A 22642-nucleotide genomic window follows, 5' to 3' on the forward strand; every position below is an offset into this window, starting at 1 on the left:
CAGCCATGTCGCAACCCCATGCGCCCGCATGAGGCGCAATATGCGCCCCACCACACCCTCGTCAGGAGATTGACCATGCGCATCGGCGTCCCCAAGGAAATCAAAGCTCAAGAAAACCGCGCGGGCCTCACGCCACCGGCCGTGCATGAACTCGTGCGCCACGGCCACGAGGTGCTGGTGCAAAGCGGCTGCGGCACGGGCATTGGTTGCGACGACGCGCAGTACAGCGCCGCAGGCGCCCACATCGTGCCCAGCGCGGCCGATGTGTTTGGCGCCGCCGACATGGTGGTCAAGGTCAAAGAACCCCAGCCCTCAGAAATTGCCATGCTGCGCCGCGGCCAGCTGCTCTTCACCTACCTGCACCTGGCACCAGACCCTCAGCAAACCCAAGGCCTGCTGGCCTCGGGCTGCACGGCCATTGCCTACGAAACCATCACCGACGCCCACGGCCGCCTGCCCCTGCTGGCCCCCATGAGCGAAGTGGCCGGCCGCATGGCCGTGCAAGTGGGCGCCACCGCCTTGCAGCGGCCCAACGGCGGGCGCGGTGTGCTGCTGGGCGGCGTGCCCGGCGTGGCCCCGGGCAAAGTGGTGGTGCTGGGCGGCGGTGTGGTGGGCACGCACGCCGCCAAAATGGCCGTCGGCCTGGGCGCAGAAGTCACCATCCTGGACAAAAGCCTGCCGCGCCTGCGCGAGCTCGACGACCTCTTTGGCGGCCGCGTGAAACTGCTCTACGCCGCTGCGGCCGAGGTGGAACAAGCCACCCGCGCCGCCGACCTCATCATCGGCGCCGTGCTGGTGCCCGGTGCCGCAGCGCCCAAGCTGCTCAGCCGCGCGCAAGTGGCGCAGCTGCAAAGCGGCACCGTGCTGGTGGACGTGGCCATCGACCAAGGCGGCTGCTTCGAAACCTCCCATGCCACCACCCACGCCGAACCCACCTACGTGGTGGACGGCGTCGTGCACTACTGCGTGGCCAACATGCCCGGCGGCGTGCCCCGCACCTCCACCTGGGCGCTGAACAACGCCACCCTGCCCTTCACCCTGGCCCTGGCCAACAAAGGCTGGCGCCAAGCCTGCCAAGACGACCCCCACCTGCGCGAAGGGCTCAACATCCACGACGGCCAACTCACCTACCGCGCCGTCGGCGAAGCCCTGGGCCTACCCTGGGTCAGCGCCGAGGACCTGCTGCGGGGGTGATCCCCCCGCCCATGCGGTTCTGATGCAGCGGATGCTCATGTGATGGCGGCGGCAGTGAGGGTGAGTTCAAAGCCCAACTGGCAGGCACCTTGGGTCAAGTTTCGTACGACGCACTGGCATCCACCAGCCTGAACTCTTGACGAGAAATTCGATGCATCGGTATTGACGCGGTGGGAAGTCCCTGCAAAGGGATTGGGCGTCGCTCTACTCACTCTGGCGGGCGCGGCGGAATATGGATGCAACGGCCGCGCCCGTGAAGAGCAGCGCCCAGACTGGCGGCTCTGGCACTGGCGAGGTGGAGAAATCGATGGCATCGATACTTACAGGATCGGACAGTTGCTGAGACGTGTTGATGAACCGAATCTCAACTGCCGATCCCGAGTAGGAAGAGACATCGACTGCAAACGCCGCGCCTCCGAGCGAGATGATCGGCGCAACTGCCCCATTTATCGATACTGCCAGCGGCCCGTTGGCGAGCAAGGTGAGTGATCTGGCGTCAGCCGGTATAACCCCGGTCTGAGACAAGTAGGCGTTAACCCAAGGTGCAGATGGTTTGCCACTTTCACGACCGCTCGCAAACCGCATTGCATAGCTGCCAGACAATGGGCCGCCTGGTTGAGTTGCCGAGTCAACAAGAAGAAACCATTGCGTCGTGCCAACGTGCGTGATCCCGTAGTACACAATGTCTGTGTCTGATCCCGAACTGTGACTCCAGCCTGGAGCCGCCAAGTTCCAATCAAGAAATCCAGAAGGCGGAGTATTGGAAGCAACGGTGGCGGCCTCAAAGTCGAGATTGGTGAAGGCTTGACAGAGATCTGACGTCGCAGCGGAGGCGGCAAGAATCAGAGCTGTTACGAAGTGCTTCATGGCCAACTCCTTGGGTGGTGAAGTGCGACGCCTAACTGTGTTTAGACACCCAGCCCACACGCCGCATTCGCAGCCAAATGCGCCGGGACATAGGAAATCATAGGCCTTGGGACCTCTGGATAAAACCATGCACTTGGGTGGTTCCGCGCGTATGAGGCCGCCTAATTTTTTGCGGATGAAACCTGACAAATCGCAGGCTGCTGGGGGACATTTGCAAAAGACCGCATCCCGCGGCTCATGCAAATTTCTTGAAGTATCTTGGGGCAGACACCAAACCCGCCCCCATCAACACCAAATACCCGATCCAGACATCAGGTTTCAATCCCCCAACTGAAAACCTGGCACTCACACGAACTTTTACTTGAGCGGCAAACAGCCGCTGCACTGGCTTGGGCAGGCCAGCCTGCCTTCAATGGGTCAAGCGTGTTTAAAACAAATGCAATTTGCGGCTTGATTTATGGTGGGAACTCCCATTTGGGGGCTTAGGCCCAGTTGCGGTACGACGGCGCTGCATTGGAATTTTTGCCACCGAGGTAGGCCCCCGTGAGCAGCCCGAGCCAAGGTGCCCAGGTTGAAGGCAGACTCCATGGATTGCTCAGGTAGATGTCGCATAACAGCGCCCAAAACTGCTGCGGCGAGGCCAGTTGCGTTGTATTCAGGTCGGGGGTCGGTACTTCCAGCATGTACCGTAGCCAACACAGCAGTACCCCTAGAAAGAACGCAAAAGCCAAAGCGCGTCTGAGCCTGAATATGCGAATTGCAAGCCAGGCTTGCAGCAGTGCAAGCAGGAAGATTGGCATGGCAAAGCTGGCCACCCCCCAGAGTCCAAGGGCCAGCTCGACGTTTCGGCGACCGAAGTACTCAAAATACCCAGCGGGAGTGGCGATGGCCGCAGAGACCCCCGCGGCGAAGACAAGCGACTCCTGAACCAAGTAACCCAGCAGTAGCGCGAAGACGAAGCGAATGGCTGGCACGGGTTCTTTTTTGTGAGACCAAGCAATAAAAGGGGCTTCCCCGCCTTGAGACTGCCGCATTAGGGCAAGCGGCCGCGAAGTGCCACCATGGGAAGTGCGGTTGCTCATCAAAAAGTCAGAAATCGTAAATTGCTAGTGATTCTCTCCATTGGGATCAATCCGGCCAAGAACGTATTTTCCCTGCATGGGGTAAACGAGGCTCGCAGGATCTAATTTTGGGTTCTTTTCTATGGGGATTCCAACCAACCGGCTTGGCCACCGGACTACTGCGAGCGAGTGCTTGTTCAATAAATCGCAGTGGCGGACAGTTTCCCGAGATGGCCACGATATCTATAACGAGGATTGACCTTCAGCACATGATCGAGCGCAACTCGCGCAGCTTCCAAAACGGCGGTATCTCTGCCTTTCCAAATGAAATACAGATCGGCACATCGATATGAACGGCCAATTGCGGTGGCCAACTTTTTTGACACCGCCCACCCAAACCGCACGCCATCTGCGCAAGCCAATGCACCGCGAATGGCCAGATGCTGGGCCCGCTTGCCCCGCTGACCAAGCTCTGGTTTGGGGTGATGAGGTGCCCATGGGGTTGGCCCAATTCAGACGAGGGGCGCTTGGCAGGTGTCAGGTATTGACAGGCATGGTGAACTGCGGGCCTTGCACCTGCTGGTCAGGCCAGCGCTGCATGATGCTTTTGTAGCGGGTGTAGAAGCGCACGCCCTCCTCGCCATAGGCGTGGTGGTCGCCAAACAGGCTTTGCTTCCAGCCGCCAAAGGAGTTCCAGGCCATGGGCACGGGAATGGGCACGTTGATGCCCACCATGCCGGCTTGCACGCCCTGCGCAAATTCCTGGGCGCTGCGGCCATCACGCGTGTAGCACACGGCGCCGTTGCCATAGGTGTGGGCGTTGACCAGGGCCAGTGCCTCGCTGAGCGAGGCCACGCGCAGCACGCACAGCACGGGGCCGAAGATTTCTTCCTGGTAGATGCGCATGTCCGCGCGCACATGGTCAAACAGCGTGGGCCCGACAAAGTAGCCGCTGGCGCGGTTGGCCACGGTGAGCCCGCGTCCGTCGAGCACCAGCTGCGCGCCCTGCGCCACGCCGGAGTCGATCAAGCCGACGATGCGTGACTTGGCCTCGGCGCTGACCACCGGGCCCATGTCCATGCCCGGCTCGGCGCCGTCGCCCGTGCGCAGCGCTTTGGCGCGCTGCACCACCAGCTGCACCAGCTCGTCGGCAATATCGCCCACCGCCACGGCCACAGACACCGCCATGCAGCGCTCGCCCGCCGAGCCGTAGGCCGCGCCGATGAGGGCATCGGCCGCTTGGGGCAGGTCGGCATCGGGCAGCACCACCATGTGGTTTTTCGCGCCGCCCAGGGCCTGGGTGCGCTTGCCCATGCGGGCGCCGGTTTCGTAGATGTAGCGCGCGATGGGGGTGGAGCCCACAAAGCTCACCGCCTGCACATCGGGGTGGTGCAGCAAGCCGTCCACCGCTGTTTTGTCGCCCTGCAGCACGTTGAAAACGCCAGGCGGCAGGCCCGCGGCCTGGAACAGTTCGGCCGTGAGCAGCGCGGCGGAGGGATCGCGCTCCGAGGGCTTGAGAATGAAGCTGTTGCCGCAGGCAATGGACATGGGTGCCATCCACATGGGCACCATGAAGGGGAAGTTGAAGGGCGTGATGCCTGCCGTCACGCCCAGGGGCGAGCGTTGGCTCCAGTTGCTGATGCCGCCGCCCACGTTGTCGCAATACTGGCCTTTGAGCAGCTGGGCAATGCCGCAGGAGAACTCGATGATCTCCAGCCCCCGCTGCACTTCGCCGCGTGCGTCGGGCAGGGTCTTGCCGTGCTCGCGCGTGATGAGCTGGGCCAGCGCGTCGGTGTGGTGCTCCACCAGCTCTTTCATCTTGAACAGCACGCGTGCGCGGCGCTGGGGTGCCAGCGCGCCCCAGGCGGGCTGGGCCGCTGCGGCCGAGGCCACCACGGCGTTGACGTCCACGGCATCGGCCAGGGCCACGGTGCGGGCCACATCGCCCAGCGCGGGGTCGTAGACGGAGGCAACGCGGGCGCCCTCCCCGGCGTAGGGGGCGTTATCAAGCCAATGGCCAACGTGGGCCGCAGCGGTGGTGTAGCGCAGTGTCATGGTGATGCCTGTGGGTTTGAGGAATTGAGGGCTTAGGGGGCCGGGTCGGCAGTTGCCGCCGCACCGCCCAGGTAGGCGGCGTGAACGGCGGGGTCGTTTTGCAGTTGTTCGGCGGGGCCTTCGAGCACGATGCGGCCGTTTTCCAGCACATAGGCGTGGTCGCTGACCTTCAGCGCGGCGGCGGCGAATTGCTCCACCAGCAGCATGGTCACGCCTTCGCGGCGCAGCTGGGCAATGATGTGAAACACTTCATCCACCAGCACGGGTGCCAGGCCCATGGAGGGCTCGTCCAGCAGCACGATGGCCGGTGAGAGCATCAGCGCGCGTGCCATGGCCAGCATTTGCTGCTCGCCGCCCGAGAGCGTGCCAGCGAGCTCGTTTTGCCGCTGGCGCAGGCGCGGGAAATGCACCAAGACGCGCGCCATGTCCTGGTCCAGCTCCTCGCGCGGACGGGTACCGCTGAGACGCGCAAAGGCCCCCAGCAGCAAGTTGTCGTGCACGGTCAGGCCGGGGCAGGCGCGGCGACCTTCCGACGCATAGGCCAGCCCCTTGCGCGACAGGCGAAATGCGGGCACGCCAGTCACATCCTCGCCCCCAAAACTGATGCGGCCCGCACTGGGCGAAACCATGCCAGCAATGGCGCGCAGAGCCGTGGTCTTGCCCGCACCGCGCCCGCCCAAGAGACTCACCACTTGGCCTTTGGGAACCCTCAGCGAAACACCGTGCAGCACCCCCGCGCCGCCATAGCCCACGCACAGACGATCAACGCTCAGCATGCGAAGCCGTGAGCGGCTGGGCCCACATCCAAGGGCAGGACCAGGGTGACGGCTTCACGGTGTCTCCTCGAAATCTGTCGGTCTTGTGGTGAGGGCCGGCACACTCGAGCAAATCTGAATGTGTCGTATTTGTCGTTTTAGACTTTGCAGTCGATATTTAATGACAAAAGCAACGCCAAAGCCTCATGATTTATCCCAAATCGAGGCATTTCAAAGTGAAAGAACTGCTGGAGCGCGATGCATATCAAGTCAGCTGTCGCGCCTCAGTCACGCGCACCAATCCTGCCAAGCCCCTGATGCTGAACTCGCCCTCCAATTGGCGACAGAAAAGGTCTCAGGTCAGTTGCACATGAAAATGCCGTCCAAGGGTCGGTGCACGGGTCTGAGCCTTGCTCACCCAACCTGGGGTCAGTTCGATTCGTTGGAGCCGTGCTTCAACTCGGCAAACTTGGCGGCCATCGTGGGGTTGCCGCGGGTCAGTTTCTTGATGGTCACGTCCTGCGCTTTGTCGTTGGCCAGGCGCAGGTTGCGGTCGGCACCCAGCAAAGCGTCTTTGGTCTTTTGGAGGTGGTCAATCGACTTGTCGATTTCGTCAATCGCCGTCTGGAAGCGCCGTGACGCCAGGTCGTAGTTCTTGCCAAACGCCTCTTTGAAGCTGTCGAGCTGGTTTTCAAAGTTGGTGATGTCAATGTTTTGAGACTTCACCAGGGCCAGCTCGGCCTTGTACTTGAGAGCGTTCAATGCGGCGTTGCGCAGCAGCGTGATGATGGGAATGAAGAACTGCGGGCGCACCACATACATCTTGGAATACCGGTAGGACACGTCCACGATGCCGGTGTTGTAGAGCTCGCTGTCGGGCTCCAGCAGCGACACCAGCACGGCGTATTCGCAGCCCTTTTCGTTGCGGTCTTTGTCCAGCTCTTTGAAGAAGTCTTCGTTCTTCTTTTTGGTGGCGGTGGTGTCGCTCTCGTTCTTCATCTCGAACATGATCGAGACGATCTCGGTCCCCGCCTCGTCCGTGTCCTTGAAGATGTAGTCGCCCTTGCTGCCGCTGCTGGCGTCGTTGTCCTTTTCAAAATAGGCGCGCGCAAAGGCCGTGGCTCGCAGGCGGTTGAACTCCGTCTCGCAGTGCTGCTCGAGGGTCTCGCCCACCATCTTGGTCGAGAGCTTGGCCTTGAGGTCCTTCAGCCGCTCAATGGCATCTTCGCGTTCCTTGATCTGCAGCTCGTACTTGTCCTTGAGCGCCTGCTCGGCCAGGCGCTTTTCCAACAGCGTTTGTTCACAGCGGTTTTTGAACTCATCCCGCTGCTTCTCCACCGCACTCAAGGCCTGGGTGACCGCCAGTTGCTGGTCCTTGACCGCCGCGTCCAGCTGAGCCTTCAGAGCTTGAATTTCGGCAGCGCTGGCCGCGGCGGCTTGTTGGAGCGCGGCCTGTCTTTGCGTTTGCGCCAATGCGGCCGCAGCTTGGCTGTCACGCTGTGCCTGTTCGAGCTGGTGAGCCAGCGCGTCACGCTGCTTTTCAGCGCTGCTCAGGGCCTGGGCAATGGCCAGTTGTTGAGCCTGCTCCGCGCCGGCCACTTTGGCCTGCAGCGCAAGAATCTCTGCGTCTTTGCCCGCAGCGGCCTTTTGGAGCTCTGCACTGAGCTGGGCCTTGGCCAGCGCCACCGCGCTGTCCTTGTCTTTCTCAGCCAGCACAAGTCGTTCGTGCAGTTGCTGCTCAAACGCACTGTCGCGCACCTGCTTCAAGATGTCGGCATAGCCCGCCTCATCGATCTTGAAGGCTTTGCTGCAGTGGGGGCAAATGATTTCATGCATGGGTGGTTTCCTGACTGCCGAGACGCCTGCGCTACGGGTCATTGTCAGGCGATCAGACTTGAAATGCCATGCTCAAGGCCAAGCGAGAACACGGCATGAGCCACGAAGCATGTCCGCTGACCGAGCCATGTTCGGCTTGAAAGTGCATCAGCCAGCGCATCAGTGCGAGCGAGCAGGTGGCCGATATAGGAGTGACGCCTGCTGTGTACAAGGGCGGCCAGAAGGCACTTGGATATCCGGCGAGTTCCGGCCCTTCACAGTCAAGCGCCAGTGCAACTCTAGAGCACCCCAGAACTGGTGAGGGGTTCCGCCGCGCTGTGGATCGTTGAACCCGCAGTCGGTGCCTTTAGGGCCCATCTTTTTGCGTGCACCGCCATTTGAGCCATAGGCAAACAAGGGATTGGCGACGCACATCGACCAAAAGAAATTCCCGGCTGTTTTGAGCGCCTCTGGGCTCCAATTGCCCAGTACAGCGCTAAAAACAAGCCGGGAATGCCGCGGATTTTAAGCCAATGAAGCTTTTCCGCCTATCTGGAATCGCAGCACGGGAGCCGACATGAGACGCCCCCGGATCACTCCCACTCGATTGTCAATGACAGGCCAGACACCCTGCAAATACTAGCATCTCTCAAATCGCCTCACGCGCATACCGTCACTTTTACCGTAATTTTGGGTGCCCCCTCAAAGCACTGATGGCTTCATCTTCTCGGCGCAAATAGTCAGCCCTGCCAAATTCTTCCCCAGCAGCCGATCAGCGGCTCGATGGCTTGGCGCCGCTTGAGCCAGCGCGACCTCGGCGTACGTGCCCCAGTAGCCCTGGTCCACGATGGCCATACTGAGCTTGACCTCCATGTCTTCCAGTTACGCGCCTGTTTGCTCCAGTTGCGCAGCCAGCGTGTGTCCGTCATACGGGTTACCTGGGGCTGACCTCGCTCCCAGTACCAGTCCACTCTGGAGCATCACGGCCGCGCTGACCTTGACGCCAAAACGGGCGCGAGCGGCCTCGATCTGATACCAGTGCAGCTTGCTTGCCAGCATGGCCAGTCGACTAGGTGTCGGGTCTCGGGAGATCGATTGTGGCCTCCATTTGGGAGCGACAGAAGTCCTGGGCGAGCATCGCTGCAGCACCAAGGACTCCCAGAAACGTGCGGCACGTTGAATCGGACCCCGGAGTTTTCGCTATCAGCGATCACCCAAGCAAACTTATTCCCATCAGGAAAATTCACAGGCAGGAGGTCACCTGTCTAGAGACAAGTTCCCGCCTGCCCTTGCGCTACGTCAAAGTGAATTGATGGCATTTACAGCCGCATGGGACTTCTCCAGCTGCTGCCTGATTTCAAATAGAGCATTTGCAACCTCAAAACACATATCCAAATCATAGTCCGCCTGCTCCCGCCATTCTTTACATTCCCCACTTAACCTTGCTATCTCCCCACGAAGGTTATCAACCTTATCCTGACACTCCCGAATGGAATTTTCTTTTTGCCTCATCAGCGCAATGACTTCCTCCCAGTTTTTCAACAGCTCAATACGACTAGATTTCAATTCTTGCCGCACCGCAGCAATACTGCGTCGCCGATCACCAATCGCCGAAACCACAAAGTTCAGCAATACTGCGAATACAAATATCAAAAACCCTCGCTTGACAATAATATGCTTTGTTAGCGACGGATCCGCAGGAACATAGCCCTGACTTAACCATATTCTTCCATTCTTTACAAAATCATCAGAGCAAACAGGAATCCAGTCGTCACAAACAACAGCAAAGAGCATATCCCTCTCTCGCTGCTGACGAATAATCTCCTGCCTACCATGCTCTTCCCTTATTTTCATATACTCATCACTCAACTTCTCCTGATCAATTTTCAATTGAAGAATTTCCATCCTCATACTAGCCCATTGACTCGATGTTGGACCATCATGACGATCACAACCAACCAACAACACAGCAACCACCAGAATATATTTAATGCTGAACTTCATACATCAATCTTTCTAAAGTGAAATTTTCCAGCAACATAATCAGGAACATGAGCAACTCCAACTTCGACCCATCGTCTCGACGTGTCTCTGTCGTAGAGTTTTATTTCAGCCCCAGGCTTTAAGCATTCCCTGTAATTCTGCAGGATTGCATTTGAACCACTAAATATTGCAACCATGTCGACCCGCCCATCCCCACACCCCCGGCCAATCGACTTAATTAACGCCAATACAGTCTGGTTCAATTCTCTGCCATCCTTTTTTCTCGTCAACTCCAGCTCAATACCCAGCCTTATTCCGTCGCCAAGTATCCAAACGGCATCAGGCTGTTTAATACCAACCTTGGACTGCCCCGCAAATTCCTTTGGACTTAACGCACTGATGATTTGCCCATCTGCAAGCATCTTCACAGTCGTTTGCTGAACCAAGAAATCATGCCGAAGCTGATGCCAAGGAATATCACCTTCATGCCTTTGATCGAGCAAGCCAACAGCCTCCTCAATACGCATTTCCACAAATTCCTGCCCCTTCTCTGTTAGGCAGACTGCCTGACGTGGGATGCCTCGCTCTCCGCCAGCTTGATTGGGGTAGCTGTTTAGGAAACCCTGCTCGATCAATCGTTTCGCCAATCCTCGTCGGTTTGGCGACGCAACCGTATCGATCAACGAGGGAGACGACCAGCCCCACCGATAGACCCATTGAAGTGCATGGAGTTTTTTCTTCAAGCCCATTTCCAGGCTTGTCGTCCCAGCATCTTTGAGCCGACTGGCGATACCGCGAATATTGGAAATTTGCACTTCCTGCGTTGCCGCCAGGGATTGCCCATCGATTTGAAGTTGAGTGTTCATGACGTGTGTGCAATGGCAATGTGTTGTACGGATGAACTAGGCATGCTCTATGGACCAGCGCCAAGGCTTGTCCTGCGGACTCGTCTGCTGTCGCAGATTCCCTTGTCTTTCGGGGCTGGACGCCCCTCATGGCCCATAGATCCTGTGGGCTAAAGCCCCCCACCTTCGGTGGCCCCCCCGCCCCCCTGCGTAAACGCAGGGCACCCCGCTCTACGCAGGTCCTTTGCGCGCTACGTGCGCTGCGGAGGTCTTCGACCCGGCTGGACGCCGCCTGGTAGACCAGGGTGCCCTGCGCTGGCGCTTTGGGGGGGGGGCTGCGCCCCCGACGTCAACCGAGCCGCTGGGGCGGCCCTGAACCTAGCCCGAGGCTTGCGCCTGGCCGCTGAACGCGCCCCCCCTTCGGGTCGTTGGCAAGGTTCTTGACGTCGGCTCCCCGCGATCCCTCGCCGTGGGCTCGGGAGGCTCAGGCTGAACGCCTTTGCCCCGCTGTCCTTCGGCAGCGGTCCCCAAATCTCGCCGCCATTCCTCAGCCGAGATATTGATGCACAAATGTGGACGTCGACATTTACCACCCACCCAGGAGTCTTCCTTGTGGGCGTTTCAATTGGCAATTCGGGGATCATTTCCTTCCCCCTTCCTTTTGCTCCAGCAGCCATTTACGAACTGCCCCAACCTGCCAAGCAGTCACCCCTGCTGATATTTTTCGTGGCGCTGGGAATTTTCCCAAATTCACCATTCGCCACAAAGTAGCCCTGGAAACAGGAAGAATGGCTGACCCATTGTTACCCCCATCCAGAATCAACTGTCGCACCCGAAGATATGCATCATCTGGTAAGTCATCAAATACGATCGCCCTGCTGCGACCTTGAGATTGGTCTTTCATAATTGCGATTTGAGGAGAGATTCAGACTATTCCAGGCCCCGAAGGAACAAGGTAGCGAGGGCACCCGGCGCGGGCACACAGTCAAATCTCGCTAGGTCTTCTAAGCAGCAACAGCAATCCACCAGCATTCGCAATGCGAATACGGATAGAGAGATCGCCAATGAATCACCCCACCAGATGTGGCAGGCTACAAAGCCGCAAATGCGTAAAAGCAAGCGGCAGCCATGACAAAGCATGGCCAGTAAACAATGCGGCATTGCACCGCATGTATCAAAAACTTAAATCAGTCAATCAATGGTGTTCAGATGACACCGCACTGATTAAATCGTACTCCACCCCCCATGCGACGACAACTGGAGGGCGCAATCCGAACTGCGCCATATTTCACAAAGCCAACCACCTCGAAGCTCGCTGCAGCTGGCCGGTTTGTATGTGCATGCGATTGCGGCTGACTGCCCCTCCCATCTCAGTCAGTTATTGCATATAGGTGCGTTTGACCTCTGTGCATTTGGTCACACCCCCCTCAGGCCCATGCAGAACGGCTACATCGAGAGCTTCAACGGCAAGTTCCGCGACGAGTGCTTGAACGAGCACTGGTTCGAGAGCCTTGCGCAGGCGCGCTTGACGATTGCGGCTTGGCGGCAGGATTACAACGAGGTGCGGCCGCACAGCAGTCTGGGTCGCATCCCACCGGCGGAGTTTGCGCAGCGCCATCGCAGCAAGAACTCGCAACCCCCGGCTTCAAGCAAAGAGACCAAGTAACCTTCAATGCGTATTCCATTTGACATGAACACCAAGTCCAGCGATGTGCTCGCTAGACGATACCTTTGTCAGAAGCATCGAATTCGAAGTGAAGAGTTCACCCACGAACACTTGTTGGGTGGAGTGATCTGTGGATAACTGGCATTGCCAATTTGGAAGCATCATTCCTTGGGATCAGCTCAGAAAACCAACATCGTGCGCCCAGCTGGGTTGGTACGGACATCAGGTGACCGCGTTATCACCGGCCCTGCGGCCCTAGTGGGCACCGCGGATGTGGAGGTGACCGGCCGTCCTGGTGCCTTGCGAGGCGGCATTGTCCAGGTGATTCAGGATGCCGCACGCTTCCATCGCATGTGGTGACTGGCAGCGCGCACGCAGGGCCTTCAGGGTCGATTCGAGCGATCGCAGTTCGCGAATGCGCTTGGCCACATGCTCAATGTGCGCATCCAAGATTTTGTTGACCTCGCCGCAGTCTTCGGGCGCGGCGTCCCGAAGACGCAACAGCGCACGGATCTCATCGAGCGCCATGTCCAGATTGCGGCACTGGCGGATGAAGGCCAGCCGCTCAGCATGTGCGACCGTGTACACCCGGTAGTTGTTTTCGCTGCGTTGCGCGGCGGGGATCAGGCCTTCGCGCTCGTAGAAGCGGATGGTTTCGACCGGGGTGCCCGTCGCCTCAGCCAAGTTTCCGATGCGCATGCAGTCCCCTCTTGCCAACAAAGGCTTGACCTTACACTGGCTTCAGGGTTTTTAATGGCGACATCCAACAACGGGACATGATCGTGGATCGACCAGAAACTGCTGCACAAACACTGCCCTCATCAGAGAGCCACGCGCCTTGCTGCGGCTGTAGCACACCTGCGGCGCCAGCAGCGTCCGCGATATCGCAGGGCGCTGGCTTGGCGCGCTTTCGGGTGCCGACGATGGACTGCGCGTCTGAAGAGTCCGAGATCCGCCGCGCGGTGGAAGGCATTGCCGGGATCCGGGCGCTGACCTTCCAGCTCGGGCAACGCACCTTGGCGCTGGATGCCCCTGGGCCGGCCGTGGACCTGGCCGTGGCTGCCATGCGCAAGGCCGGCTTCGATCCTCAGCCGCTGGCAGCGCCCCAGCCGGGTGCAACGCCCGGACATGCCGACGCCGAGGACGGGCTCGACCATGGCGTCCAGCAGGCCAGCTACGGGACGCTGGGTATGGCCTTGGCTCTGGCCATCGTTGCCGAGCTGGTGGGCTACTTCGCGCCAGACACGCTGCTCTGGAAAGGCGCCGGCCTGGCGGTGGCCGCTGCCGCCATCTGGCTGGCGGGCTTTGACGTCTACAAGAAGGGCTTGATTGCGCTGCAGCACGGACGCCTGAACATCAACGCCCTGATGACCGTGGCCGTCACCGGCGCCTTCGCCATCGGCCAATGGCCGGAGGCGGCGATGGTGATGGCCTTGTATGCCATCGCCGAGGCCATCGAAGCGCGCGCGGTCGACCGCGCTCGCAATGCCATCAAGGGCTTGCTGGCCATGGCGCCGGAAGAAGCCACCGTGCGCCAGGCCGATGGCAGCTGGGCGACTGTGCCAGTCGCCAGCGTGGCGCTGGACGCGGTGCTGCGCGTGCGGCCGGGTGAACGGGTGCCCATGGACGGCGTCCTGACGGCAGGCAGCACCAGCATCAACCAGGCCCCGGTCACCGGCGAGAGCATCCCGGTGGACAAGGCCGTGGGCGACCCGGTGTTTGCCGGCACCATCAACGACACCGGCAGCTTCGAGTTCCGCGTCACGGCGCTGGCCTCGAATTCGACCCTGGCACGCATCATCCACGCGGTTGAAGAGGCCCAGGGAACACGCGCGCCCACGCAGGGCTTTGTGGACCGCTTCGCGGCGGTCTACACGCCGGCAGTCTTTGTCGTCGCACTGGCCGTAGCACTGCTTGGCCCATGGTTGCTGGGCTGGACCTGGATGCAGGGTGTCTACAAGGCCCTAGTGCTGCTGGTCATCGCCTGCCCCTGCGCGCTGGTGATTTCCACGCCGGTGACCATCGTCAGCGGCCTGGCGGCCGCGGCCCGGCGCGGCATCCTGATCAAGGGCGGCGTGTACCTGGAGGGTGCGCGCAAGCTCAAGGCCATCGCGCTGGACAAGACCGGCACGGTCACCGAGGGCAAGCCCAAGCTGGTGGCATGGCAGGTGCTCGACACCGCCGGAGCCGCGGGCGTTGACTCCGCCACCGCAGAACACATGGCCGCCGTGTTGGCCGGCCACTCCGACCACCCGGTGTCGCGCGCAATCGCGGCCGGGCTACAGCCCAACAGCGTTCAAGCCCAAGGCTTCAAGGCCATCACCGGGCGTGGCGTGCAGGCCGAGATCGCCGAAAAAACCTGGGTGCTGGGCAACCACCGCCTGATCGAGGAACGCGGCCAGTGTTCGCCCGCGCTGGAGGCGGCGCTGCTCACGCACGAAGAGGCTGGCCGCACCGTCAGTCTGCTGGCCTGCGATACCGGCCCGGTGGCCCTGTTTGCGGTGGCCGACACCATCAAGGCATCGTCGCGTGAAGCGGTGGCCGAGTTGCAGGCCCTGGGCATCACATCGGTGATGCTGACCGGCGACAACCAGGCCACGGCCACGGCCATCGCGCAAGAGGCCGGCATCACCGAAGCCCGGGGCAACCTGCTGCCTCAGGACAAGCTGGACGCCATCAAGACCCTGCAGGCGCAGCACGGCATGACGGCCATGACCGGCGACGGCATCAACGATGCGCCAGCGCTGGCCCAGTCGGACATCGGCGTGGCCATGGGTGCGGCCGGCACAGACACCGCGATGGAAGCCGCCGACGTGGTGGTGATGAACGACGACCTGCGGCGCATTGCCGAGACGGTGCGCCTGTCGAGGTCGACACACGCCATCCTGTGGCAGAACATCGCGCTGGCACTGGGCATCAAGGCGGTGTTCCTGGTGCTGGCGGTGTTCGGCAATGCCTCGATGTGGATGGCGGTGTTCGCCGACATGGGCGCCAGCCTGCTGGTGGTGGTCAACGGGCTGCGTTTGCTGAAAGCCAGGGTGCAAGGCCGATGACACCCGGCTCTCAAGGCGCGATGGCCTTCGTTGCCGCCATGGCCGAAGCCAGGCATCACCTCGCTGCAGCGCAGCCGATGCCCGCGATGCGTTCGCTGCAGCGCGCCCATGTGCTTGGTCAGCGGGACATCGGCCCCCACCTGCGCGTGCACCTGCTGATGCTGCGTGCCGCCTGGGCACTGCGAGACGGCCGCGAACTCCGTGGGCAACTTCTGCGCCTGGTGCTCACACCCATCGGGCACCTGATCGGCCGTCTGCCGTTGGGCAACATCGGCACATCCGACGTCAGCCCGTTCGAACCGATGGCCCTGCCACCTGACATGGCGCATCTGCTGCACGACGACAAGCTCTGACAAGAGCTTGGCTGGTCCTGCGGTCGGCACCTCAGGACAGTCAGGCCCCCGAATTCGATGACGGACTGCCCGCGCCTAGTGCGCGCAGCAAGGTCAAGCCGATCGCGGTGACGCCATCTGCTGAACTCGCAAACGGCTGCCCGCCGTGCATCCGTGCGATCGCAGCGACGATGGCCAGGCCCAGCCCATGGTTCTGATGGGCACCGCTGCGGGCCCGGTCACCACGGAAGAAGCGGTCGAAAAGCCGGGGCAGGTGCCCGGGCTCGATGGTGGCACCTTGGTTGACCACCACCACCCGCAGCGCCCCAGGGGCTGCCTCGGAAATGTCGATGCGGATGCTCGTCCCACGGTCGGCGTAGCGCGTGGCGTTAGCCACCAGGTTGGACAGGGCACGTTGCAGTAGCGGCAGGTCGAACTCTCCGGCAGCGTCACCGACCACCTCGACCCGGAGACCGGCCTCGTCCAACGCTGCATCGTGGTATTCAGCCACCCGCTGCGCCAACGCAGCCAGGCTGGCCGTGGCCACACGGCGGGCCGAGCTGCCCCTATCAGCCTGGGACAGGAACAGCATGTCCTGCACGATGCCCGCGAGGCGCTGCAGTTCCTCCAGGTTTGAGCCGAGCACTTCTCGCAGCTCATCCGCACCACGGGCCCTGCGCAAGGCCAGCTCCGTGCTGCCGATCAGGGTCGCCAGCGGGGTGCACAGTTCATGGGCGACATCGGCATTGAAGCCCTCCAGCTGCTCATAGGCCAGCGACAGGCGCCCCAGTAAATCGTTGAACTGCGCGATCAGCGGTTCGAGCTCCTCGGCCTGGCCGGAACCATCCAGGCGCCGATGCAAGGTGTCTGCCGCCAGCCGGCGTGTCTGCTCCACCAGCTCACGCACCGGGCGCAAGCCCAGGCGTACCAAAACAAAGCCACCGGTCGAACCCAATGCGGCCCCGGCCAACGCGGCCGCCAACAAAGTGAACGCCAACCGGCGCAGCAATTGATGGTCGTCGTTGGTATCCAGCGACAAGATGGCCGTCAGCGGCAGCGGTGCGGTGGCTTGCGCAGCCACTTCAAAACGAGCTTGGCGCAAGTTGCTCGACGCGCCGCCGCCGGTGCGCTGGTAGAAGACGCTGCCGTCCGGCCGCTGAAGCAACAGGCTCAATTCCTGATGGCCGATGAAGAAATCATCCAGCTTGTGGGTCAACACGGCCGGGTCATCACGCGAAGCTGGCTCGGTCAGCAGGTGCCGCACCTGAGCTTGTTTCTGCGTCAAAGATTCAGCCTGCCTGGCATCAAAGTTCATGTGCGTGACGGCGTAGACCGCAACGCAGACCACGGAGAGCCCCGCCAGGCTCTGCAACGCCAGCCAGATCGACAACCGCCGACCGAGCGAGCCAACACGGCTCCTGCTCATTCGTCGCGCACCTCCAGAACATAGCCCATGCCCCGCGCCGTGTGCAGCAAGGGGCGCTCGAAGGGCGCATCGAGCTTGCCTCGCAATCTGCGCACCGCCACGTCGATGACGTTGGTGGCGCTGTCGAAGTTGATGTCCCACACCTGCTCGGCAATCTCTGTGCGGGACAGCACCTCCCCCTGGCGGCGCAGCAGCAGCGTCAACAGCACAAACTCCTTGGCCGTGAGATCGAGCCTTCTGCCAGCCCGGGTGGCCTTGCGCCGAACAAGGTCCAGCTCCAGGTCGGCCAGGCCAAGGACTGTTGCCCCCTCAGGTTCGCGCGTTGGGCGCGCTCGGCGCAGCAGCACCTGTATCCGCGCCACGAGTTCGGAGAACGCAAACGGCTTGAGCAGGTAGTCGTCGGCCCCGGCTTGCAGGCCCTTGACGCGGTCTTCCACACGCTGTCGCGCGGTGAGCATCAGCACGGGGGTCTGCTTGCTCTGCCGTAAGGCTGCCAGCACGCCCAGACCGTCGATGCCGGGCAGCATGCTGTCCAGCACGATCAGATCGTGGCTGCCTTGCATCGCCAGATGCAGGCCATCGACGCCGTTGTGTGCCAGCTCCACCATGTAGCCTTCTTCGCCCAGCCCCTTGCGCAGGTACTCGGCAAGCTTGATCTCGTCTTCGATCACCAAGAGTTTCATGTTCTTTCAGCCTTCAACTAGAGCGGCCTGAACATGACCGTTTTGTCATGTGTTGGTCGCATCTCTGTTGGGGGCGAATTTCTATAGTCATTTCCATGCCCTCAGGCATGCCGCGACACAAGGTCGACGGCCACTTCACAAAGGAATCAGGACCATGAACATCCGCAAACACTCCGCTCTCTCCGTCGTTGCTCTGGCCTTGGGTCTGCCCATGGTTGCGCAGGCCAATTCGCTGTACCACCCAGCCTCGAATGAGAGGGGCTACACCGAGCATCCCGACCACTGGAAGAGCACGAAAACGCGCGCTGAGGTGCTGGCCGAGCTCGAGGCTGCGCGCAAGGACGGCACCCTGGCGCTGATTCAGCGCAACGCACCGCTGCCGCAGAAGGCCACCGGCCCCGCGAAGACCCGCAAGCAGGTGATCGACGAGATGCGCAATGAGCCCGCCGAAGAGCGCCGCGTGCGGCTGGAGTTGCAGCGCGGCGGCTGACACACCTCCCGCCTTCACCTACCGCGCGGGCCGCCAGATGATGGTGGCCCGCGCTTGCTTTCGGTTTTGACTGCTGCGGCTCGTCGGCCTGCTGCCAATCTCATCCCCAACGACTGACTGTAGGCAGGCTTGGGCGTCATCTTGGGTGGCGGATGCGCTCGTCGCCATCGACGCCACAGCGCGAAGAGCACAACGGCAACGAGCACCACGGCGATCCAGATCCACAGCATGAGCTGCGCGATGTCCGCATCCGGAATGCGATTTCGCATGGCAGGTCGTCAAATCACCCGATATCGGCCACCAAGCGCAACCCGAGGGCCCGCGCGCGCGACTCCGTGGGGTTGCCGCTCTCCAGCCGGTAGCTGCTGCCCCACGACCAGACCGAGCCGATCAGTTCAACAAACACCACCTCGCCTGCTTTACCGGTAACCTCAAGGGCAGTGTTGCCCTCGTCCCAAGCGGCTGCGAGTTTGTTTGTGCCAGGCGTCAGGCGCAGTCGGACGAACGACTCGGGCACCATCGTGACTGCCGAGCCCTGGTTCGGTGTGAGCCGCACCACGTTCTTGGCATCCCCCCAGCGCTTGCGCACCACGTAGACGGTGAGCAGACCGGGCGAGGGTTCAAACCGCTTGGCATCTGCTTCAGCCTGCATCGTTGGGATGGGCGCGGTTGTGCAGGTCTCGTTGCGGCGCAGCGACTTGCCCACTGAATAGCAATAGGTGCCGTCAGCGTTCGCAGGGCGCAAGGGCTTGTTCATGCAGCCGGCCAAGGGCGTCAACCCCGCCACCAGCAAGCCGGTCAGCACACCCCTGCGATGGGTCAGAAGAGTTAGGCCCATGGCTATTCCCTTTACTTGAGGACGAAGCGTGCCGTGCCAGCGGGCTTGCCAGCGATGGTGACGACGGCGACGGCTTTGGTGCCTGGTCCGACCTTGAAATTGCCCATCGCCTCCAGCTTGTCCCCGGAGGGCTTCAGCTCAAGCTCTTGCTTGTCGGTGCCGTTCAGCAAGGTCAGCTTGGCGCTGGCCTTGCTCACGTCGGCGGCCTTGCCGTGATCCCGTAGGTGCAACTGGATGGTGGTGGGCTTGGCCACCAGCTCATAGTCCATATCCTTGACCTCAACCACCACACCGCCGTGCATGGGCTTGTGTTCGTGGGTGTGGTCACCAGCGGCAAATGCCGAGCCGGCCAGGGTCAGCGCCAGGGCTGCCAAGAGTGCTTGCTTGTTCATAAAAGTTCTTTCAAGAGAGTGCGTTGAGGGAAAACAAGATGGCGGGCGAACCCGCCACCAGAGGGATCAAAGGGCCTCGGCGTCCTTGCTGTCCATCAGCGCTGCAGCCGGTTTGCGGCCGAAGAGCCAGAACATCGCGGGCGTGAGGAAGGTGTCGAGCAGCGTGGAGCTGATCAGGCCGGAGAAGATGACCACTGCGACGGGGTGGAGCACCTCCGTACCGGGCTGTTCAGCCTCAAACAGCAAAGGCGCCAGCGCGAAGGCCGTCACCAACGCCGTCATTAGGACAGGGCTGAGCCGCTCCATCGAGCCGCGCAGGATCATCTTGTGGTCAAATTTTTCACCCTCGAAGCGCATCAGGTTGATGTAGTGGCTGACCTTCAGGATGCCGTTGCGCACGGAGATGCCTGCCAGGGTAATGAAGCCCACCAGAGCGGCCACGCTCAGCGGCTGACCCGACAGCCACAGACCGATCACCGCACCCACCAGGGCTAGCGGGATGTTCACCATGATCAGCGCCGCCAGCACGCCCGACTTGTAGCGGCTGAACAGCACCACGAACATCAGCGTCAGCGACACGATGCTCAGCAGACCGACCAGACGGGAGGCTTCCTCCTGCGCCTGGAACTGGCCGCCCAGGGTAATGAAATAGCCCTCGGGCAACTTGGTGTCCGCCACCACCGCGCGGATATCGGCCACGATCTCCGACAGGGCCCTGCCGGAAGCATTGGCCGACAGCACGATGCGCCGCTTGCCATCATCACGGCTGATCTGGTTGGGACCGTCACCGTCTTCGATGGTGGCGATCTTGGACAGCGGGATGCGGCCATTCGGCGTCTCGATCAGGATCTTGCCCAGGCCTTCCACCGAGCGCGCCGATTCCGGCACACGCACCACCAGCGCAAACCGCCGGCTGCCCTCGACGATCTGCGTGACCTTCTCACCTTCGACCAGGTTCTGCAGCGTGGCCAGCACCTGGGGCGCCGGCACGCCGTACTGCGCGGCCGCGGCGTAGTCCACCCGCACCTTGATCTGCGGCGCCAGCACCTGCTTCTCGATCTGCAGGTCGGCGACGCCCGGGATGGCAGCCAGCTTGGCGCGCAACACGTCGGCCTGACCACGCAAGGCGTCCAGATCCTCGCCGAAGATCTTGATCGCAATCTGCGAGCGCACACCCGAGAGCATGTGGTCGATGCGGTGCGAGATGGGCTGGCCAATCTCCAGCGCAGCCGGCATGTTGACCAGGCGTGCGCGGATGTCGGCCTTGATCTCGTCCATGGTGCGTGTCAGCTCAGCCGTGGGTTTGAGGCCCACGTCCAGCTCGCTGACGTGCACCCCTTCGGCATGCTCATCCAGCTCGGCGCGGCCGCTGCGTCGGCCGACGTGCGTGACCTCGGGCACCTGGCGCACCAGCACTTCGGCCTGGCGGGCCAGGGCCGAGGTTTCGGCGAGGGTGACACCGGGGTTCAGTCGCAGGCCGATCAGCAGCGTGCCTTCGTTGAAGGGCGGCAGGAAGGTGGTGGGGAAGAACGGCACCGCCGCCATCGCCACCACCACCGCCGCACCCGCCGCAGTCAAGGCAGCCTTCGGCGCATTCAGCACCGATTGCAGCGACGACTGGTAGCTGGACTTCAGCCAGCGCAGCACCTTGGTGTCGCCGTGGTCCAGGTTCTTCATGCGCGGCAGCAGGTAGAAGCTGAGCACCGGGGTCACCGTCACCGAGACGATCAGCGAAGCCAGCGTCGACACGATGAACGCGATGCCCAGCGGCACGAAGAGCTTGCCTTCCAGTCCCGGCAGCGCGAACAGCGGAATGAACACCAGCACGATGATCACCGTGGCGTACAGGATGGCCGACCGCACCTCCATCGTGGCGTGGGCCACCACCTCCAGCGGGTGCAGGCGCGAGGTGGGGTGTTTGGCGCGGTCTTCCTTCAAGCGCCGCAACACGTTCTCCACGCCGACCACCGCGTCGTCGACCAGGCCGCCGATGGCGATGGCCAGGCCGCCCAGTGTCATGGTGTTGATCGACAAGCCGAAGTAGCGGAAGACCAGGGCCGTGATGAAGATCGACACCGGGATCGCGGTCAGCGCAATGATGGTGGGCCGCAGCGTGCCGAGGAAGAAGAACAGGATCACGGCCACGAACACCGACGCGCCGATCAGCTTACCTTGCAAGGTGGTGATCGACGCCTCGATGAAGCTGGCCTGCCTGAAGGTGACCTTGGGCGCCTCCATGCCGGCCGGCAGCGAGGTCTTCAAGCCCGCCAACGCTTCTTCGATGTTGCGCGTCAGCGCAATGGTGTCGGCCGAGGGTTGCTTCTGGATGCCCAGGATCACAGCCGGTTTGCCCTCGAAGCCCGCGTCACCCCGCTTGGTGGCCGCGGCGAAGGTCACCTCGGCAACCTGGCGCATCAGGATGGGTTGACCATTCTTGGCCGTGAGCGCCAGGTTCTTCAGGTCATCCAGCCTGGAGGTGCGGCCCAGGTTGCGGATCAGGTACTCCCGCCCGTTAAGCTCCAGGAAGCCGCCAGAGGTGTTGCTGGAATAGCCCTTGAGCGCAGCCTCCATCTGCTCGTGGCTGATGCCCAGCTCGGCCATGCGCACGGTATTGGGCTGCACCTGGAACTGCCGCACCTCGCCGCCGATCGGGATGACCTGCGCCACCCCCTGCACCGACAGCAGGCGTGGCCGCAGGACCCAGTCGGCGTATTCACGCACGGCCATTGCAGAGATCTTGCTGGTGTCCACCGGGATGGCGATCTGCATGATCTCGCCCATGATCGAGCTGATCGGGCCCATGCGCGGCAGCACGCCTTCGGCGAGGCCTTCTTCCATCGACGCCAAGCGCTCGCTGACGAGCTGGCGGGCACGGAAGATGTCGGTGTTCCAGTTGAAGGTGACGTAGATGAAGGACAAGCCGGCTGAGGAGACCGAGCGGATCGTCTCCACGCCGGGTAGGCCGTTCATCGTGGTTTCCAGCGGGAAGGTGATGAGTTGTTCCACCTCTTCGGCGGCCATGCCTCCGGCCTCGGTAACGATAGTCACCGTGGGCTTATTTAGATCGGGGAACACATCCACCGGCGTGCGCGTCAGGGTGAAAGCGCCGTAGGCCATCAGCACCACGCTGGCGATGATCACCAGCAGGCGGTTACCCAGGCTGTTGTCGAGTAGCCACTTGAACATG

The 22642-nt window shown here is 61.7% G+C and carries 18 protein-coding genes and 2 pseudogenes; 5 read left to right on the forward strand and 15 right to left on the reverse strand.

Going from position 1 to position 22642, the window contains the following annotated elements; genetic code table 11:
- Positions 1 to 75 precede the first annotated feature (75 nt).
- A complete protein-coding gene (ald, locus tag ACG0Z6_RS14915) occupies positions 76 to 1194 on the forward strand; it encodes an alanine dehydrogenase (protein ID WP_394462773.1) in 1119 nt (372 codons plus the stop codon).
- A gap of 204 nt (positions 1195 to 1398) precedes the next feature.
- Here the strand turns inward: ald and ACG0Z6_RS14920 are convergent, their stop codons facing one another.
- From ACG0Z6_RS14920 to ACG0Z6_RS14960, 9 genes and pseudogenes are all read right to left on the reverse strand, one after another.
- On the reverse strand, positions 1399 to 2061 hold the full coding sequence (locus ACG0Z6_RS14920; RefSeq protein ID WP_394462775.1) for a PEP-CTERM sorting domain-containing protein: 663 nt from the start codon (positions 2059 to 2061) through the stop codon (positions 1399 to 1401).
- A gap of 482 nt (positions 2062 to 2543) precedes the next feature.
- Positions 2544 to 3143 (reverse strand): hypothetical protein, encoded by a 600-nt coding sequence (locus ACG0Z6_RS14925; RefSeq protein ID WP_394462777.1) that lies wholly within the window; start codon positions 3141 to 3143, stop codon positions 2544 to 2546.
- 516 nt (positions 3144 to 3659) lie between these two features.
- Complete coding sequence (locus ACG0Z6_RS14930) at positions 3660 to 5177, reverse strand: CoA-acylating methylmalonate-semialdehyde dehydrogenase (RefSeq protein WP_394462779.1); 1518 nt, start codon at positions 5175 to 5177, stop codon at positions 3660 to 3662.
- A gap of 32 nt (positions 5178 to 5209) precedes the next feature.
- Entirely contained in the window at positions 5210 to 5953 is a 744-nt protein-coding gene (locus tag ACG0Z6_RS14935; RefSeq protein ID WP_394462781.1) for an ABC transporter ATP-binding protein, read from the reverse strand.
- Positions 5954 to 6361: 408 nt separating this feature from the next.
- Positions 6362 to 7768, reverse strand: coding sequence for a DUF2130 domain-containing protein (locus ACG0Z6_RS14940; RefSeq protein WP_394462783.1), 1407 nt, complete (start codon positions 7766 to 7768; stop codon positions 6362 to 6364).
- A 746-nt stretch (positions 7769 to 8514) separates the two neighbouring features.
- Positions 8515 to 8755: pseudogene (locus ACG0Z6_RS14945) on the reverse strand (hypothetical protein); the annotation flags it as partial.
- A gap of 291 nt (positions 8756 to 9046) precedes the next feature.
- The gene (locus ACG0Z6_RS14950; RefSeq protein WP_394462785.1) at positions 9047 to 9751 is read right to left on the reverse strand and encodes a hypothetical protein; all 705 of its coding nucleotides are present in this window, start codon (positions 9749 to 9751) and stop codon (positions 9047 to 9049) included.
- Positions 9748 to 10596, reverse strand: a complete 849-nt coding sequence (locus ACG0Z6_RS14955; protein ID WP_394462787.1) for a hypothetical protein — start codon at positions 10594 to 10596, stop codon at positions 9748 to 9750. Before ACG0Z6_RS14955 ends, ACG0Z6_RS14950 begins: the two co-directional genes overlap by 4 nt.
- Before the next feature lie 619 nt (positions 10597 to 11215).
- Positions 11216 to 11479, reverse strand: a complete 264-nt coding sequence (locus ACG0Z6_RS14960; RefSeq protein WP_394462790.1) for a helix-turn-helix transcriptional regulator — start codon at positions 11477 to 11479, stop codon at positions 11216 to 11218.
- A 519-nt stretch (positions 11480 to 11998) separates the two neighbouring features.
- Here ACG0Z6_RS14960 and ACG0Z6_RS14965 point away from each other — a divergent pair.
- Positions 11999 to 12241 (forward strand): annotated as a pseudogene (locus tag ACG0Z6_RS14965) (integrase core domain-containing protein); the annotation flags it as partial.
- Positions 12242 to 12496: 255 nt separating this feature from the next.
- Here the strand turns inward: ACG0Z6_RS14965 and cadR are convergent.
- Positions 12497 to 12940, reverse strand: coding sequence for a Cd(II)/Pb(II)-responsive transcriptional regulator (cadR, locus tag ACG0Z6_RS14970; RefSeq protein WP_210809651.1), 444 nt, complete (start codon positions 12938 to 12940; stop codon positions 12497 to 12499).
- A gap of 77 nt (positions 12941 to 13017) precedes the next feature.
- On the opposite strand from cadR, the gene ACG0Z6_RS14975 reads away from it, so the two are divergent.
- Both ACG0Z6_RS14975 and ACG0Z6_RS14980 read left to right on the forward strand, forming a co-directional pair.
- Positions 13018 to 15294, forward strand: coding sequence for a heavy metal translocating P-type ATPase (locus ACG0Z6_RS14975; RefSeq protein WP_394462793.1), 2277 nt, complete (start codon positions 13018 to 13020; stop codon positions 15292 to 15294).
- A 20-nt stretch (positions 15295 to 15314) separates the two neighbouring features.
- Positions 15315 to 15647, forward strand: a complete 333-nt coding sequence (locus tag ACG0Z6_RS14980) for a DUF3703 domain-containing protein (protein WP_394462795.1) — start codon at positions 15315 to 15317, stop codon at positions 15645 to 15647.
- Positions 15648 to 15687: 40 nt separating this feature from the next.
- Here the strand turns inward: ACG0Z6_RS14980 and ACG0Z6_RS14985 are convergent, their stop codons facing one another.
- Both ACG0Z6_RS14985 and ACG0Z6_RS14990 read right to left on the reverse strand, forming a co-directional pair.
- Complete coding sequence (locus ACG0Z6_RS14985) at positions 15688 to 17052, reverse strand: heavy metal sensor histidine kinase (protein WP_210809648.1); 1365 nt, start codon at positions 17050 to 17052, stop codon at positions 15688 to 15690.
- Entirely contained in the window at positions 17049 to 17735 is a 687-nt protein-coding gene (locus ACG0Z6_RS14990) for a heavy metal response regulator transcription factor (RefSeq protein ID WP_210809647.1), read from the reverse strand. Before ACG0Z6_RS14990 ends, ACG0Z6_RS14985 begins: the two co-directional genes overlap by 4 nt.
- A 154-nt stretch (positions 17736 to 17889) precedes the next feature.
- Between ACG0Z6_RS14990 and ACG0Z6_RS14995 the strand changes: the two genes are divergently transcribed.
- Positions 17890 to 18225: a DUF4148 domain-containing protein gene (locus ACG0Z6_RS14995; RefSeq protein WP_394462798.1), complete on the forward strand. Its 336-nt coding sequence runs from the start codon at positions 17890 to 17892 to the stop codon at positions 18223 to 18225.
- Between the two features lie 283 nt (positions 18226 to 18508).
- Here ACG0Z6_RS14995 and ACG0Z6_RS15000 read toward each other — a convergent pair whose 3' ends face one another.
- The 3 genes from ACG0Z6_RS15000 to ACG0Z6_RS15010 all read right to left on the reverse strand — a co-directional run bounded on the left by ACG0Z6_RS15000 (position 18509) and on the right by ACG0Z6_RS15010 (position 22641).
- Positions 18509 to 18982 carry a hypothetical protein gene (locus ACG0Z6_RS15000; RefSeq protein ID WP_394462800.1) on the reverse strand — a complete coding sequence of 158 codons (474 nt, stop codon included), beginning with the start codon at positions 18980 to 18982 and terminating at the stop codon, positions 18509 to 18511.
- A gap of 92 nt (positions 18983 to 19074) precedes the next feature.
- The gene (locus tag ACG0Z6_RS15005) at positions 19075 to 19455 is read right to left on the reverse strand and encodes a hypothetical protein (RefSeq protein WP_210811661.1); all 381 of its coding nucleotides are present in this window, start codon (positions 19453 to 19455) and stop codon (positions 19075 to 19077) included.
- Positions 19456 to 19521: 66 nt separating this feature from the next.
- The gene (locus ACG0Z6_RS15010; protein WP_394462803.1) at positions 19522 to 22641 is read right to left on the reverse strand and encodes an efflux RND transporter permease subunit; all 3120 of its coding nucleotides are present in this window, start codon (positions 22639 to 22641) and stop codon (positions 19522 to 19524) included.
- Position 22642 lies beyond the last annotated feature (1 nt).

This window comes from Roseateles rivi, from assembly GCF_043555845.1.
Classification (GTDB): domain Bacteria; phylum Pseudomonadota; class Gammaproteobacteria; order Burkholderiales; family Burkholderiaceae_C; genus Roseateles; species Roseateles rivi.